Origin of the sequence: Frankia sp. R82, assembly GCF_023716925.1 — a bacterium.
Taxonomy (GTDB): Bacteria; Actinomycetota; Actinomycetes; order Frankiales; family Frankiaceae; genus Frankia.
This window is the reverse complement of record NZ_JAMQQG010000039.1, coordinates 22,867-38,240: the sequence shown is the minus strand read 5'-3', so window position 1 is coordinate 38,240 and position 15,374 is coordinate 22,867. Positions and strand designations below refer to the sequence as shown.

The window sequence follows — 15,374 nt, the reverse complement described above, 5'->3', positions numbered from 1 at the left end:
GGGCTGCGCCGCCGCGGCGAAGGGCCGCAGCGCGGCGGGGCCGGCGAGGTCGAGAGCCGATTGGCCGGCGGTACTGATCGCCCGGCCCAGGGCGGGGTCGCCGGCCGGCCGGGCAATCAGCGCGTCGAGTAGCGGCGCGAGGGTCATGAGCCTGTCCCTGTGCCTCTCCGGAACGGTGCATCTCAGGGGCGGTGCATCTGAGGGGCGGTGCGCCTCGAAAACTGGCGGCGTGACGTACACCCACACGCGACGCGAGAAGTCGGCCGGGACGCCATATCCAGCGTACGACAGATGGGCGACGGCGGTCGGGGCGCCCACACGGCACCGACCCACCAGAGGGCGCGTCCAGGGACAGATCGACGTACAGTCGACTCCCCTGGCGACCAGCCGGCCGCCCGGCACCGACACCGAGGCTGGGGGCGAGTTGTCCACCACGCGCCGCAACGTTTCGGGATCGGGCGCGGGCCGCGGTGACGTCCACCAGATCGGAGAGGTCGCCGAACAGGTCGGCCTGTCGCTGCGCACCGTGCGGTACTACGAAGAGGCGGGCCTGCTCGCGCCGGTGGGGCGGACTGTGGGCGGGTTCCGTCTCTACGATCGCGACGCGATCGAACGGCTGCTGCTCATCCGAAAAATGAAGCCGCTGGGTTTCACACTCGAGGAGATGCGGGCGCTGCTGCGCCTGCGGGACGAGCTTGCCACCCCCGGCCTTGCCGCCGAGGCCCGGGCCCGGCTGCGGGAGCGGTTGGCCACCTGGGTCACGCTCGCGGAGCAGAAGCTGTCCTCGCTGCGTGAGCAGGTCGATGTGGCCGAGGCGTTCGTCGGCGGTCTGCACGACGATGCGGAGCGCAGCGGCGCCTACTGATCTGACGGTTCCACGGGACGTCCCGCTGCGGGGATCAGCGCCAGAGCCGCTGGTAGGTGGCAGCGGATGCCGGATTGAGGTTCGGGTCGACCAGGGATGAGCGGACGTTGTCAGGCTCCGCGTCAGAGAAGTAAGCCTCGTAGGCGAGGATGTCGGCGTTGCGGAAGAACGTCTCGTACATTTTCTGGACGTAGACGGGATTGTCCCCGCCGGCGGCGCCCGACCGACCTGCCTTGCTGCCCTGCTGGCTGACCACTCCCCACTCCGGCACGGAGAACAGCTTGTTGTGGGTGCGGGCAAACGTGATCACCTGGCAGAGCCCGGCATCGCCGTTGCACTGGTCGTCGAAGGCAGCCGCAGTGGGGCTCGGTGGATACTGGTCGTAGCTGTCGACCCCGATGACATCGACATACTGATCGCCCGGATAGAGGTCGAATGCTCCGACCGGGGTGGTCGACCCGTGCGCGTTGAGGTTCCAGTCGATACGGACCGTGGGGCTCGTGGCCTTGATTGCCGCAGAGGCGTGGCGGAAGCACTGGATCCAGTGCTGCGGATCCGTCGCGGCCCAGGCGAACCACAGCCCGTTGAACTCCCAGCCGAGCCGGACGAACGAGTCGCCCCGTCCCTGGGCCACCAGCCAGCGGCCGAACTTCCGCCAATAGCTGTCATAGGCGCCGGCCGCACAGCTGACCAGGTTGCCCTTCTGCGGACCGGAATCCGGAAACAGCGGCTGTGTGATCACCCAGGTCCCGGTGAACCCCGCGAAGGTCGCTGTGTTGTGCCCGATCCACGGGCTGGTGATCGCGTTCCAGCTGCCACGCCCGGTGTACATGATGACCACGTCGTTGGGCCGGCCCCGAAAGTCCGCCCAGGTGTTCGCCTGTTCGAGCGAGTGCGCGGCCACCCCGGTCGGGAACAGCCCGGTGGTCGTCGCCCGGGCCACCCGCGGCACGGTGGAGACCGGGAGCTGCGGTGTGGGGGCGGGTTGCGCGGTCGGTACCACGCCCCCCACGGGCGCGGATGCGCCTGCGGCCGTGGGTACCCCGCGTTCGGACGGTACAAGCACCAGCGCGATGCCTGCGGCCAGCGCCAGCACCGCGGCGACCGCAACCGCGATGACCGGCAGGTTCGGGATACGGCTGGCCCCGCCCCAGTGCGCGGTGATCCATCCAGTCGCCCTGGACCACCGCGAACGCGGCCCGGCCGGATACCGGCCCGCGCCCGGGTCCACAGGGCGCGCGGGACTGGCATCGCGTGGGAAACGGTTCGGTCGCGGTGACAGCGGTTCGGCCGGGTAGGGACGAGCACCCGGGTCGTGCGGGTCAAGGTTCGGGGCACGGCGGGACCGGTCGGGGTTGCGGCGGGAGGTGCCGGGCCAGTAAAGAATCCCGGTGTCCTCGACGCTGGCCTCGGGTGGCCCGGCCCGTCCCCGGGGTGCGATCCGGCGGACGTCGAACAGCGCCGTGCCCTCGTCCGTCCAGTCCGGTCGCGGGCGCGGATCGACCGACCGGTCGCGGACCCGCGATTCGTCGGAGGCCGGTAGGGGTGTCAACGGGACGCCATGTCGGCGGTGGGCGGAGTGTCCCGCGGGACCGTCGGGGGGCGGCTCATCCGACCAGGAGCGCTCGTGCATACGCACCACCCCAGATCGTGTTCCTCGACCCGACAACACCGTTCTGCCCGGCCGGCCCACGGGCCCTCGCCCATCCAGTTGTGACGGACGAACCGTAACAACACCCTACGAACAGCGATGGCAGCAGCCTCGGCTCGTCACCTACCGCAACAGGCAATCGGCACCCCCCTGCGCATGTGTCCTCCCAGAGATGACGCCGGGACCCGCGGGTCCGTTGCCACCGCGGTCCGAATCCGGTCAGTGTGCCCGCGGCCGGCAGGAGGCTGACCACGGGCGGGAGGAGCTGGCCGGTAGGTGGGGGGTCGTACGGTACCGTTGCGGCGAAAGTACCGGGGGCCCGAAAGCAGGTGGTCCGCCCGCCGACCTGCCCCTCCAGCTGCCGCGGGCGGCCGGGCGCCCTGTCGCGGGCGGTGCCTGCGCCCATCCGCCCCGCCGCGGCCCGACCGGGGCACGAGCACGGGAGACGCAACAGTCGTGAGCACCGACAGCGCACAGCGCACCGAATCCGTAGACCCTGCCGACATCCCCGTCGTCATCCTCTGCGGAGGCATGGGGACGCGCCTGCGGGAGGCGAGCGAGAAGCTGCCCAAGCCACTGGTGGACATCGGCGGCAAGCCGGTGCTGTGGCACATCATGAAGACCTACGAGCACTACGGATTCCGCAAGTTCGTCCTGTGTCTCGGCTACAAGAGCGACCTGATCAAGAACTACTTCCTCGCCTACCGCGAGCAGGTCGCCGACTTCACGCTCACTCTCTCGGACGACCACACCCCGCGCTTCCACAACACCGTGGGCGACGAGAAGTGGGAGGTCACCTTCGCCGAGACCGGGCTGCTCACCGGCACCGGCGCCCGGCTACGCCGGGTCGCGCAGTACTTGACCGGCCCGCGCTTCATGCTCACCTACGGTGACGGCGTCGGCGCCATCGATGTCGGCGCGGTGCTGGCCGACCATCAGGCCAGTGGTCGCATCGGCACCGTCACCGGCGTGCGCCCGTCGAGCCGCTACGGCGAGCTCGAGACCGACGGCAACAAGGTCAGCCTGTTCGCCGAGAAGCCACCGCAGACTGGCTGGGTCAGCGGTGGGTACTTCGTCTTCGAGCGCGAGTTCATCGACAAGTACCTCGACGACGACCCGTCCCTGCTGCTGGAGCGGCACCCGCTGCAGCAGCTGGCCCGCGACGGCGAACTCACGCTGCACACCCACGAGGCGTTCTGGATGGGTATGGACACCTTCCGGGACTGGACCGAGCTCAACCAGCTCTGGGACTCCGGCACCGCGCCGTGGCGCGTGTGGGCCGACTGACGATGAGCCCCGATCCCGGCGCCTGGCTGCATGGCCTGGTCGCCGACCTGCTTCCACCGATGCGCAGCATCACCGGTGAGGGGGTGCGCACCACGCTGCGCACCGTCGCGCGGGCGCTCGGGCCGGAGGTCCCGCTGACCGTGCACGAGGTGTCCAGCGGGACACCGGTGCTCGACTGGGTGGTGCCCCGTGAGTGGAACGTCGCCTCCGCCCGGCTGATCGGGCCGGACGGCAAGACCGTCGTCGACGTGGCCGACAACCCGCTGCACCTGCTCGGGTACAGCACTCCGGTACGGGCCCGGCTGGGGCTCGACGAGCTGCGCCCACACCTGTTCTCGATGCCCGACCGGCCGGACTGGGTGCCCTACCGGACGTCGTACTACAACGAGAACTGGGGCTTCTGCCTGACCGACCGACAGCTGAGCGCGCTGCCGGACGGCGAGTACGAGGTCGAGATCGACACCACGCTCACCGATGGTTCTCTCACCTACGGTGAGATCGTGCTGCCGGGAGAGACCACGGACGAGTTCCTGATCACCACGCACACCTGCCACCCGGCGATGGCCAACGACAACTGTTCGGGCATCGCCACGGCGGTCCTGCTGGCCAGGGAGCTCGCCGTGGCCCCGCGGCGGCACACCTTCCGGCTGCTGTTCATCCCGGGCACGATCGGTTCGATCACCTGGCTTGCCCGCAACCGGGACACCGTCGATCGCATCCGGCACGGTCTGGTGCTGACCGGTCTCGGGGACCGTTCCGACCCGACCTACAAGCGCAGCCGGCGGGGGAACGCGGTCGTCGACCGGGCCGCCGCCGTGGCCCTGGCCGAAGGCGGTCGGCCGCATCGGATCGTCGACTTCTCGCCCTACGGGTACGACGAGCGGCAGTTCTGCTCGCCCGGCTTCGACCTCCCCGTCGGCCGGTTCGGCCGTGGCCAGCACGGCGAGTACCCGCAGTACCACACCAGCGCGGACGACCTGGACTTCGTCACGCCGGAGTCACTCGCCGACTCGTATGCCCTGCTCCGCCGCATTGTCACGATCTGCGACCAGAACCGGACCTGGTACAACACCGCGCCCTACGGGGAACCGCAGCTCGGCCGGCGCGGGCTGTACCGGGCGATCGGCGCGACGATGAACCGTCAGGCGGTCGAGATGGCCCTGCTGTGGGTCCTCAACCTCGCGGACGGCACCCGCAGCCTGCTCGACATCGCCGAGCGAGCGGATCTGCCCTTCGACACGATCGCCGAGGCCGCCGCCGCCCTGGCCGGCGCCGATCTGCTCGCCGAAGGCCGTCCCACAGTCGAGGTGAGCGGTGTCTGACCGTGGCGGTCCAGTCTGGACGATCGTGCTGGCCGCTGGCGGCGGGACCCGTTTCGGCGGGCGCAAGCAGTTCTTCCATCTCGGCGGCGAGCCGCTGGTCGCCCACCCGGTCCTGGCTTCCTGGCCGGCCAGCGACGGCATCGTCGTGGTGCTGCCGGACGGCCCGGGCTGGGTGGCTCCGCCGGGGGTTCGGGTGGTGTCCGGCGGGGCCACCCGGGCCGAATCCGTGCGGGCGGGGCTCGCCGCGGTCCCGCGGGACACCGCCATCATCGTGATCACGGATGCCGCCCATCCGCTGGCCAGCGCCGAGCTGTACCGGCGGGTCGTCGCCGAGGTCCGGGCCGGGGCCGACGCGGCCGTGCCCGGGCTGCCGCTCACCGAGGTCGTCAAGGCGGTCCAGCCCGAGCCCGGGGGTGCGCTGGTAGCCGGGGCGTCGCTGGTGCGCGAGACCCACCGGCTGGTGCAGACCCCGCATGCCTTCCGCGCCGAACTGCTGCGCGCCGTGCACGCCGGCGCCCCCGAGGCGGTCGAGGACTCGGCGATGGTCGCCGCGGCGGGTGGGCGCATCGTCGTCGTGGCGGGGGAACCCGCCAACATCCATGTCACCACGCCGGACGAACTCGCCATGGCCCGGCTGCTGCTCACTCACGTACGTACGTTGCGTTCCGAAGGGGAACCCGATGAGTTCGGTACTGGTCGAGTCCGCGCTGTCCGATGACGAGCGGCGGGCCAAGCTCTACCAGGGCGACCTGTTCGTCTACGCCCCGAAGCCGGCGACGCGCGAGTTCGTCGAGTTCAGCCGGGCGCTGATCCGGGACGCGTTCGGCGAACTCGACCCGGAGACCGCGCAGCACCACATGCCGGTGGAGGACTTCGCCGCGCTGCTCGCCGAGCTCAAGCCGCGGTTCATCCACCATCCGACCTGCAAGGAGCTGCTGCCGGCGATCCTCGCCGAGCATGGCTGCGATCTCGCGAAGACCTACTTCGACGTGCCGCGGCTGCGCACCTCGACGTCCGACGACTATCTGACCTCCGGCATCGCGTACGCGTTCCACCCGCACCGCGACACCTGGTATTCGGCGCCGTTCTGCCAGCTCAACTGGTGGATGCCGATCTTCGACATCGTCCCGGAGAACGGGCTGGCCTTCCATCCGCGGTACTTCGCGCAGGCCGTCGCGAACGGTTCGCGGGACTACGACTACTACGAGTGGAACGCCAAGAACCGCGCGAACGCTGCCCAGCACATCAAGTCGGACACCCGGAAGCAGCCGAAGCCCGAGGAGGAGGTCGAGATCTTCCCGCAGACCCGGGTGGTCGCCCCGTCCGGTGGCATGCTGATCTTCTCCGGCGCCCAGCTGCACTCGTCCGTGCCGAACAACACCGGACGTACCCGGTTCAGCATGGACTTCCGCACAGTGCACCTCGACGACGTTCTGAACCACGTCGGTGCGCCGAACGTCGACTCCGAGTGCACCGGTACCACGATGCGGGACTACCTGCGTGGCACCGACCTCGCCCGGATCGACGAGCAGACCTGTCTGAGCTACGACACCGCGCCCCCGCGCGAGGACGCCGTGCTGGTCTTCCCGGGTCAGGCGTGACGAGCTTCGCCGGGCACGTGGCGGTGGTGACCGGGGCGACCAGCGGGATCGGTCGGTCCATCGCCCTGCGCCTGGCCGCCGACGGCGCCACCGTGCACGCCCTCGGCCGGGACCAGGAGCGCCTCGACAGCCTCGGCAAGAAGGCCACCGGCCCGGGCACGCTGGTGCCGATCCGGCTGGACCTCACCGACGACGCCGCCGTGACCAGCGCGGTCGAGCTGATCCTCGAGCAGCACGGCCGGGTGGATCATCTGGTACACAGCGCCGGGGCGTACAGCAGTGCCCGGGTGGACGCGGCCACCCTGACCGAGCTCGACGCGCAGTACGCCGCGAACGTGCGCGCCCCCTATGCGCTCACCCAGCGACTGCTGCCGGCGCTGCGGGTGGCCGGGGCGGACGGCGGCGCCGATGTGATCATCGTCAACTCGACGCAGGGTCTGCGTGCCGGCGCCGGGACCAGCCAGTTCGCCGCGACCCAGCACGCCATGCGCGCCTTCGCCGACAGCCTGCGTCAGGAGATCAACGCCGACGGCATCCGGGTCGCCACGATCCACCTGGGACGCACGGCCACCCCGCGACAGGAGACGATCTTCGCTCGGGAGGGCCGTGCCTACACACCGGAGCTGCTCCTGCAGGCCGACGACGTCGCCGATCTGGTCGCCTACCTGATCGGTCTGCCGCCCACCGCGGAGATCACCGAGCTGCACCTGCGGCCGGCCAAGAAGAGCTACTGAGCCGCCCGGGGCCTGCGAACGCGCCAGAGTTCACAGGCCCCGGGGGAACTATGTTGGATGATGCCCGCCGGATGACGACGGACGGTCATGGGTCCGCGACCATTTGGCCATGAATACCTGGTCTCGACCGTCCGGCAGGAGCCGAACAGGGGCCCGTTAGACTTGCTCCCTGGACGGCTACCGGTCGCAAGCGTCGGAAACGGGAGACGGGAGACTCGTGGTCACCACCACCCTCACGACCAGAATTCCGCGGTCGTGGGTGATCCCGTCCCAGGCGGCGGGCAGCAGCCGAGCAGTCAACGAGGCGACACTGCGCGTGCTGACCGTCCTGATGTTCTGCGAGATCTTCCTGCAGCGGCTCGCGCTGCCGGTCGGAGCCTCGCAGGTGCAAATCATTCTGCCGATCACCTACGTCTGCCTGGCCATCATGCTGTACCGCGGCGGGCTCTCGCGGAACACCGGGCGGATGACCGGCTACCTGGTGGCAATGGCGGGCTGTTCGCTGTCGGCGCTGGTGTGCTTCCTGCGGCAGAAGAACGACACGTCCTTCACCTCGCTGCTGTTGCTGCTGGCGACGTACGTCCCGTTCATCTACGGTCTGCGCCCAGCGGACGCGCGCGCCCTGCTCCCCCGGATGCTCGACCGCTTCCTCATCATGATCACGGTGTTGGCGGGGCTGGCCCTGTTCCAGTTCGCCATTCAGCTCGTCGGCGTGCCCTACACCGATGTGGTGAAGGACATCGTGCCGTCGAACCTCCTGATGCACGGCTTCAACACGTCCTACCCGGTCCAGTACGGATCTTCGCTGTACAAGTCGAACGCCTTCATCTGCCTGGAAGCGTCGTTCTGCTCGCAGTTCCTTGGCTTCGGAATCGTCGTCTGCGTGCTGCGCGGCGGCCACTGGTGGCGGCTCCCGATGCTCGTCCTGGCAATCCTGAGCACCGTGTCCGGAACCGGTCTGCTGCTGCTGGCCTGCGCTGGTGTGCTGCTGGCGGTGCACAAGGGCGCGAAGTTCGCGCTGAGCGCGCTGGTCGGGGTCAGCCTCATCGTTCTGATCGTCAGTTTCACCCCGGCGTCGAGCATCTTCGCGGCCCGGGCGACGGAGACGTCCTCGTCCACCTCCAGTGGCAGCCTGCGCTTCGTGCAGCCCTATCAGCGGACCTGGGACGCGCTCGGCAAGGACCCGCTGACCGTCGTGTTCGGAACCGGCCCCGGCTTTGCGGACCGCGACGCCAGCGCCTTTTTCAACCGCACCGGCCTGCCGCTGAACTATGCCCTGGTGCCCAAGCTGGTGCTGGAATACGGCGTGCTCGGCACTGTGGTGTTCCTCAGCTTCATCGTGGCCATGTTCGTGCGCGGCTCGCAGTCGTTCGTGCTCTCCGGGTCAGTGTTGATTTTCTATACTGTGCTGTCCGGCGGTCTGCTGGCGCCGGTGGTCACCGGGCTCGGGCTGCTGCTCGTCGCCTGGTTCACGGTGACTCCGCAGGACGCGACCCAGGCACGCGCCGACAGCGCTGGCCCCGCACCTCCACCCTCCCAGCGCAGGGCTCACGCGGGCGTCTGAGGCGTCTGGCTCCGGGCCCGGGCGCACAGCCGCGAAAGGCGGAACTCCCGTGACCGAAGCTGTGGACCGCGCCTCCGTAGTCGACGACTATCTCGTGCGCGCCCTCGCCATCGAGGACGATGCCCTGCGGGCGGCCCGGGCCGCCAGCCACGCCGCCGGCCTGCCCGCGATCGAGGTGACCGCCAACCAGGGTGCGCTGCTGTCGCTGTTCGTCCGGCTGGTCGGCGGACGCCGCGCGCTGGAGGTCGGCACGCTCGGCGGCTACTCGGCGATCTGGCTGGCCCGCGGCGTTGGCAAGGGCGGGCAGGTCGTCACCCTCGAGATCGAGCCGAAGCATGCCCAGGTCGCGCGGGCGAACGTCGACGCAGCCGGAGTCGGGGAGAACGTCGAGATCCTGCTCGGCCCGGCCGCCGACTCGCTGGACACGCTGGCCGCCACCGGCGGCGAACCGTTCGACCTGGTCTTCCTGGATGCCGACAAGCAGAACAACGCCCGCTACCTGGCCGCCGCGCTGCGCCTGACCCGCCCGGGCAGTGTCATCGTCATCGACAACCTGGTCCGTGGCGGCGGCGCTCTGGCGGCCGCAGAGGGCACCGAGGGCCCGGCTGCCGCCGGTGCCGAGGAGCTGCTCGCTCTCGTCCGCGACGAGCCCCGTCTGACCGCCACCGCGGTGCAGACCATCGGTGGCAAGGGCTGGGACGGCTTCCTGCTCGCCCAGGTCAGCTAACGGGTCAGCTAACGGCCACGCGCAACAGCCCCGCCCCGACGTCGTGGTGGACGTTGGGGCGGGGCTGGGCGAGCTGACTAGCGGGCGGGGCGGGCGTAGCGGTCGGTGGGCTCGGTGTCCATCGGGCTGCCGCCGCGACCGCCCGACGCGCCGTCGTTGACCGGCGAGCTCGAGGTGATCGACTCGACCGAGGAGCGCCGTTCGGGGGTGGTCGTGGTGACGCGGCGGATGCCGGTACGGCCGTCATGGACGACCCCGACGACCCGTTCGGCGAGTGCCGGCCAGTCCCGCGGGACCTGCTCGAGCTCCTTGAGGTGCGTCTCCGGCGAGGTGATCACCACAACGGCGTCGGCCTGGATCGCGGAGGCGGCCGTCATCGGCAGCTCGGCCAGCGCCGAGGTGACCAGGATGACGAGGTCGACGACGGGGGCCCGGTCGGCCAGGATCGGCGCGAGGCCGCCGGGGCGGGCTGCCCGGGCCGTCGAGACCCGGTTGTACAGGATGTGGCCACGCCCGGTGCCCGAGGAGCGGGCCAGGCAGGTCGGATCGTGCGCCCAGCGGGGCAGCTCCGCGGAGGTGGCCCGCGGCAGGCCCTCGAGCGACGCGCGCACCTCCGAGGACGGCGACGTGTCGATGATCAGCACGACACCCTGGTCGTCGGACCAGGCGGCGGCCACGGAGGACACCAGGTCCGCGGTGAGGTCCCCGCGCGATGCCGGGGTGAACGCCACCACCTTGCTGGTCGGCGACATCACCGCCGACATCGCCGACACCAGCGTCTCGGCCGCGCTGGCCGTCGTGCGCCCGGGCTCGATCGCGGCGATCAGCGGCACGCCCAGCGCGTCGGACGGGTTGTGCGGGTCAAGAATCGTCGGCCGCCGCTGGTACATGATCCACACGGCCAGCACGGAGAGCAGCAGACCCACGATCGCCGCAACCAGCGTGTTGCGCAGCAGGCCCGACGCACCCTGCCCGTTGGACACCGGCGGCTCCGCCAGCTTGATGGCGCTGCTTCCGAGCGCCACGGTCCGCTGGGCCTTGGCGATATCAGAGTTCAGCCCCGACAACTGGGTGTTGATATCAGCCGCGTCGGTGCCCGGCGTGCCTGTCGTCTGCAACCCCTGCAGCTTTGTCGTCAGCTGCGTTCGGAGATTGATCATTTCGGTGAGGCTCGTCTGGGTGCTACTGGTCAGCAGGGTGCTGTACGCCGTCTCGGCCGATTTCACCAGGGCGACCGCATCGGCCTGGGACGCACCCGTGCCGCTGATCGTGAAGAAGTAGCCCGAATCGGAGGGCGTGGTCGTCAGCCGGCTCGAGACGTCACCCTCGGTGACCTTAAGCTCCTTGGCGATCTGTGCGACGGCGGCGGAGGACTGGGCGAACTGCGCCTGGGTCTGCACGTAACGGACCACGTCGACGGAGCTCACACCGAGCGAGTCCTGGTCCGTCGACAGGAAGATCCGGGCGCTGGCCGTGTAGGACGCGGTCTGCGCCTTGGAGTAGATCGCCGCGAGCGCAGCGAAGATCACCACGATGATGCCGATGATCATCAGTCGCGGCTGGATGATTTTGAACAGTGACGGCGCGGACGGGGCCCGGCTGGTCTCGCCACTCGTCTGTGCGTTGCGGCTCATGACCCGCTCACCCCGATCTGGGGACGAGGGGCACCCGCCCGCACACGGATCGAAGCGCCGGCGGAACCCACCGGCAGCTCCGGCAGGACGTGAAGCGGACTCAATGTAGCCCCCCAGAGGAGCATCCGGCTGACTGCCGGACCCACGGTCGAGATCTGACGAACCAATGTGCGAGCCTAGCCGATAGCGGATAGTAAACGGTCATAGCTACAACTGACGCAATGCTGTCGTTCAGGATCAGTGCCGGCCACGCGATGAACCGGACCCATCCCTTCCCTGCCAGGGGCCGGAACGCCGACCTGCCCCATCATCCACACGCGGCCGGCCACCCGGCGGTTCGGCCAGCCTGTCCCGCCCGACGGTGCGCCCCTGGACGCGGTCCCGCGGGACCGGATCCCGGGTCGATCTGGGATCCCGAGACCGCGAAAAGTCCCGGCGCAACTCTTCCGGGACGTCAGATTTGCGCACCTTCGTCCGAGTACTTCCCTCATTGTGCCGCCCAGCTTCCGCCGCCCGCAGCGCAGCCTGCTCCCCATCATGCTCGCGTCCGAGCCGGCGCAACAGAATGAACCACACCGGGGCAAGGCCCCAGAAGGCCAGGTTGAAACCGACAACGGCACCGCGCGCTTCGCCGACGAGCGCCCCAACAACCGGAAATCCCAGCAGGATCGGCGCGAAGGCGAGGTTGAGCCGAAATGTGATCTTGGTTTTGCCCAGCGCGTAGACCATGCAGGACGGTCCTACCGGCACCGCCGCCGCAAGGTAGTGCAGGATCGACAGACCCAGGATGCCTTTCACCCCGGGCCAGCTGTCTCCCAACAACGACTGCCCATAACGGTCCGGCAGGAACAGGAAGATCAGACTCCAGGCCACCCCCACCCCGAGGACCAGCCCGGTCAGGGCATAGGCGGCCCGTTCCCGGGCCCGCACGTCCATGGATGTGCGCCGGGAGAACTCCGGCAGCGCAAAACTCACCACGCCGACGCCGACGACGGTGATCGGGCCGAGCAGGGTGCGAGCGCCCTGCAGTGCGCCGATGGTGGCCAGCGACCCGACCGCGCCGATCAGCAGCATCGACGTCTGCAGCGCGCCCTGCACGGTCAGGAACTCCCCGGCCAGGTAGGCCGCGTCGGTCCGGTTCTCGGCAAACCAGCTGCCAGTGGCGCCGGGTGAGGGCCAGAATCCGGCCTGGACGACCCCGAGCAGCGCCGCGATCAGCGCGGACGCCCCCCAGGCCAGCAGCAACGGCGAGGCTTCGGTGACTCCGCGGTGCATCAGCAGCCAGATCCCGAGCAGCTGTACGAGCGCCCACACAATGTCGTTCACGAATGCCGCGGACGCGCGTCCTGTCGCGAAGAAGACATACCGCCAGGCATCCTGCAGCAGCAGCCCGGGCAACACGAGTCCCATCGCCGCCAGGGACGACCCCACCGCCCCGCCCACGCCAAGGCCGATCACGGCCAGCACCACCCCGATGCCCACGCCGAACACCAGCGACGCACCCGTCATCGCGGAGGCGGCGGAGCGCAGCGAGGCGGGCGACCCGGCGGTGTAGAACATGCTCAGTGGCATGCAGGTCGCACCCCGCGAAATACCGATAACCAACGCGAACAGCGTGTACGCGACCCCGAAGGCGCCGTACTCGACCCGGTCCACCTGATGGGCGATGAGAAACGAGATGGCGGCGTTCGTCGCGCTGGAGACCCCCTGGTCGGCCAGCGTCCACATCGCCTTCGACCGGGTGCCGCCGCCCACCGCGGCGTCCGCCTCCTGCGGCGCATCCTCGACCCCGCGGCCAGGACGGACGGCAGTGCCTGCGCGGATGGAGGTACCGCGCTCGTCCGCGTGGGCGAGCCCGGACGGGCCCCGGTTGCCGATGGGACGCCGTCCGCGGCGCTCGGGGGGGCGCGCGACGGCACCGCGGGACACCACCTGGGTGGCTTCGACGTCGGGCGGCGCGACCCGCAGCCGCTGGGTGTGCTCGGTGACGCGGCCCAGGGCAGTGGTGTGCTCGGCCTGTGCTCGGGCGGCCTGTTCGCGCGTGGCGTGCTCGGCCTGCAGTCGAGCCTGCAGGGCACTGAGATCCATCGTCGAGGTGATCGTGGCCGGTAGCGGCGCCGACCAGCGCGGCGCGACCGGCCGGGCGCGGGAGTGCACCGGCTGGTGTTGGCCCAACGCCGTCGTCGGCGCGCCCTGCCGCCCGGGTGTGGGTGGCGGTCCCGGCGATGCGGCAGGCGCCGGGACGGGCGGCCCGGTGGCCTGCGGCGAGGGAGTAGGCGAAGGCGCCGCGGGTGGTTGGCGAGCAGCCGGGTTGGAGGGTCCCGTCTGCCATGCCACGGGGGTCGGCATCGGCCGGGCACCAGCCACGGGCGATGGCCCGGCCGGGGCACCGGGCCCGGACGGAGTACCGGGATCGGGCCATGGGGAACGGCGCGGGGTGGTCGGATCTCGACCGACAGCGGGAATGCGGCCCATCCGGCGCCCGTCGCCGGGCGGCGGTGCGGGCCTGGGCGGCAGGACCGTGGAGACCTCGAAGCCCACGTACCCCGGGTCACGACGGCCGGGATCAGGTCTGGGCGGCGGCGAGTCGTCCTGATCCCAGTCGCCCACGTCGATGTCCGCCATGCTCACCCTTCCGGCCAGCGACGGTCCGCTGGCCGGGGGTCGACTGACGGGGGCAGACCCGACTCCACGATGTGGGTACCGCCTACAGCACTACCGGACGGGGCACCGGAACGATGAACCGGCCGCCGCGGGCGGCGTACTCGTCCTGCTGGGCCATGATCTCTTTCTTCACGTTCCAGGCGAGCAACAGCAGGTAGTCGGGCTGGCGCTCGAGCAGAACCGCCGGGTCGAGAATCGGCAGCCGAGCGCCGGGAATGTAGCGACCCTGCTTGTGGATGTTGCGGTCGACCACGAAGTCGATCAGGTCGGTCGTGATGCCGCTGGAGTTCAGCAGGGTCGCGCCCTTGGCGGCCGCGCCATAGGCGGCGATGGTCTTTCCCTCGGCCCGCAGCCCGCGCAGCAGCTCGACGAGATCCTGCTGGACCGCGCGAACGTCATCGCCGAACGTGGCGTACCGGTCGAAGGTGCCCAGGCCCGCCTCCCGCTCGGCGCCGAGCACTGCTTCGACGGAGGTGGCGGGTGCCGCGGCCGCGGCGTGCTGCATGCTCCAGCGCAGGGTTCCGCCGTGCAGGTCGGCGAACTCCTCGACCCCGACGAGCTCGAGGCCGTGGCGCTGCATCAGGGACTGCACCGCGATGGTGGAGAAGTAGCAGAAGTGCTCGTGGTAGACGGTGTCGAACTCGGTGTGCGCGAGCAGCGCGCCGACCCCGGGGTTCTCCACGTCGACCAGGCCGTCGTCGGCGAGCAGGATCCGGAAGCCCTCGACGAAGCTGTTGAGGTCGGGCACATGTGCCATCACGTTGTTCGCGATGATCACATCGGCCTTCAGGCCCTCGGCGACGAGCTGGCTGGCCAGCTCCGCGCCGAAGAACTCCTCCCGGGTGGGCACGCCGGCCGCACGGGCCGCGGCGGCCGGGCCCGGGGTCGGCTCGATGCCGAGCACCGGGATGCCGCGCTCGACGAACGCCTTCAGCAGGTAGCCGTCGTTGCTGGCGACCTCGACGACCAGGCTGTCCGGCCCGAGGTTGCGGCTGGCGATCAGGTCGATGACGTGCTTCTCCGAGTGCCGCACGAGCATGTCGGAGAACGACGAGAAGTACGGGTAGTCCGCGTCGAAGATCGCCAGTGCCGGGAGCTCATGGGTGAGCTGCACCAGGGTGCATGCCTCGCAGAAGCCGACCTCCAGCGGGAAGGACGGGTCGGTGGCGTCAAGACCGTCGGCGCGCACCAGACGGTTCGCGATCGGCGTGGATCCCAGCGAGAGGAACAACCGCGGGGCGGGCCCACCGCAGGACCGGCAGGCGGTGACGGGTGTGGCGGCCGGAGTTCCGGATGACATGCGCTCCCCTTGCACAGATGAGGAC

At 70.1% G+C, this 15,374-nt stretch carries 12 protein-coding genes; 8 read left to right on the top strand and 4 right to left on the bottom strand.

Annotated features, from left to right (window positions below):
- Window positions 1-424 precede the first annotated feature (424 nt).
- Complete coding sequence (locus ND747_RS10150) at window positions 425-865, top strand: MerR family transcriptional regulator (protein WP_251733250.1); 441 nt, start codon at window positions 425-427, stop codon at window positions 863-865.
- 34 nt (window positions 866-899) lie between these two features.
- Here the strand turns inward: ND747_RS10150 and ND747_RS10145 are convergent, their stop codons facing one another.
- A complete protein-coding gene (locus tag ND747_RS10145; RefSeq protein ID WP_251733249.1) occupies window positions 900-2,498 on the bottom strand; it encodes a glycoside hydrolase family 26 protein in 1,599 nt (532 codons plus the stop codon).
- 474 nt (window positions 2,499-2,972) lie between these two features.
- On the opposite strand from ND747_RS10145, the gene ND747_RS10140 reads away from it, so the two are divergent.
- The 7 genes from ND747_RS10140 to ND747_RS10110 all read left to right on the top strand — a co-directional run bounded on the left by ND747_RS10140 (window position 2,973) and on the right by ND747_RS10110 (window position 9,751).
- Window positions 2,973-3,803, top strand: coding sequence for a sugar phosphate nucleotidyltransferase (locus tag ND747_RS10140; RefSeq protein WP_251733248.1), 831 nt, complete (start codon window positions 2,973-2,975; stop codon window positions 3,801-3,803).
- 2 nt (window positions 3,804-3,805) lie between these two features.
- The gene (locus ND747_RS10135; RefSeq protein WP_251733247.1) at window positions 3,806-5,125 is read left to right on the top strand and encodes a DUF4910 domain-containing protein; all 1,320 of its coding nucleotides are present in this window, start codon (window positions 3,806-3,808) and stop codon (window positions 5,123-5,125) included.
- Window positions 5,118-5,843: an IspD/TarI family cytidylyltransferase gene (locus tag ND747_RS10130; protein ID WP_251733246.1), complete on the top strand. Its 726-nt coding sequence runs from the start codon at window positions 5,118-5,120 to the stop codon at window positions 5,841-5,843. Before ND747_RS10135 ends, ND747_RS10130 begins: the two co-directional genes overlap by 8 nt.
- Window positions 5,806-6,726, top strand: a complete 921-nt coding sequence (locus ND747_RS10125; RefSeq protein WP_251733245.1) for a hypothetical protein — start codon at window positions 5,806-5,808, stop codon at window positions 6,724-6,726. Before ND747_RS10130 ends, ND747_RS10125 begins: the two co-directional genes overlap by 38 nt.
- Window positions 6,723-7,460 carry an SDR family oxidoreductase gene (locus ND747_RS10120; protein WP_251733244.1) on the top strand — a complete coding sequence of 246 codons (738 nt, stop codon included), beginning with the start codon at window positions 6,723-6,725 and terminating at the stop codon, window positions 7,458-7,460. The genes ND747_RS10125 and ND747_RS10120 overlap by 4 nt, the downstream gene beginning before the upstream one ends.
- Before the next feature lie 217 nt (window positions 7,461-7,677).
- Complete coding sequence (locus tag ND747_RS10115; RefSeq protein WP_251733243.1) at window positions 7,678-9,024, top strand: hypothetical protein; 1,347 nt, start codon at window positions 7,678-7,680, stop codon at window positions 9,022-9,024.
- A 49-nt stretch (window positions 9,025-9,073) separates the two neighbouring features.
- The gene (locus tag ND747_RS10110) at window positions 9,074-9,751 is read left to right on the top strand and encodes an O-methyltransferase (RefSeq protein WP_251733242.1); all 678 of its coding nucleotides are present in this window, start codon (window positions 9,074-9,076) and stop codon (window positions 9,749-9,751) included.
- A gap of 77 nt (window positions 9,752-9,828) precedes the next feature.
- Here ND747_RS10110 and ND747_RS10105 read toward each other — a convergent pair whose 3' ends face one another.
- The 3 genes from ND747_RS10105 to ND747_RS10095 all read right to left on the bottom strand — a co-directional run bounded on the left by ND747_RS10105 (window position 9,829) and on the right by ND747_RS10095 (window position 15,349).
- The gene (locus ND747_RS10105; protein WP_251733241.1) at window positions 9,829-11,385 is read right to left on the bottom strand and encodes a Wzz/FepE/Etk N-terminal domain-containing protein; all 1,557 of its coding nucleotides are present in this window, start codon (window positions 11,383-11,385) and stop codon (window positions 9,829-9,831) included.
- Window positions 11,386-11,622: 237 nt separating this feature from the next.
- Window positions 11,623-13,560, bottom strand: coding sequence for a hypothetical protein (locus tag ND747_RS10100; protein ID WP_251733240.1), 1,938 nt, complete (start codon window positions 13,558-13,560; stop codon window positions 11,623-11,625).
- A 532-nt stretch (window positions 13,561-14,092) separates the two neighbouring features.
- The gene (locus tag ND747_RS10095) at window positions 14,093-15,349 is read right to left on the bottom strand and encodes a class I SAM-dependent methyltransferase (RefSeq protein ID WP_251733239.1); all 1,257 of its coding nucleotides are present in this window, start codon (window positions 15,347-15,349) and stop codon (window positions 14,093-14,095) included.
- Window positions 15,350-15,374 lie beyond the last annotated feature (25 nt).

Coding starts and splice junctions, on each gene's coding strand:
- ND747_RS10135 (WP_251733247.1), top strand. CDS start 3,806: ATGAGCCCCGATCCCGGCGCCTGGCTGCATGGCCTGGTCGCCGACCTG.
- ND747_RS10095 (WP_251733239.1), bottom strand. CDS start 15,349: ATGTCATCCGGAACTCCGGCCGCCACACCCGTCACCGCCTGCCGGTCC.
- ND747_RS10125 (WP_251733245.1), top strand. CDS start 5,806: ATGAGTTCGGTACTGGTCGAGTCCGCGCTGTCCGATGACGAGCGGCGG.
- ND747_RS10145 (WP_251733249.1), bottom strand. CDS start 2,498: ATGCACGAGCGCTCCTGGTCGGATGAGCCGCCCCCCGACGGTCCCGCG.
- ND747_RS10105 (WP_251733241.1), bottom strand. CDS start 11,385: ATGAGCCGCAACGCACAGACGAGTGGCGAGACCAGCCGGGCCCCGTCC.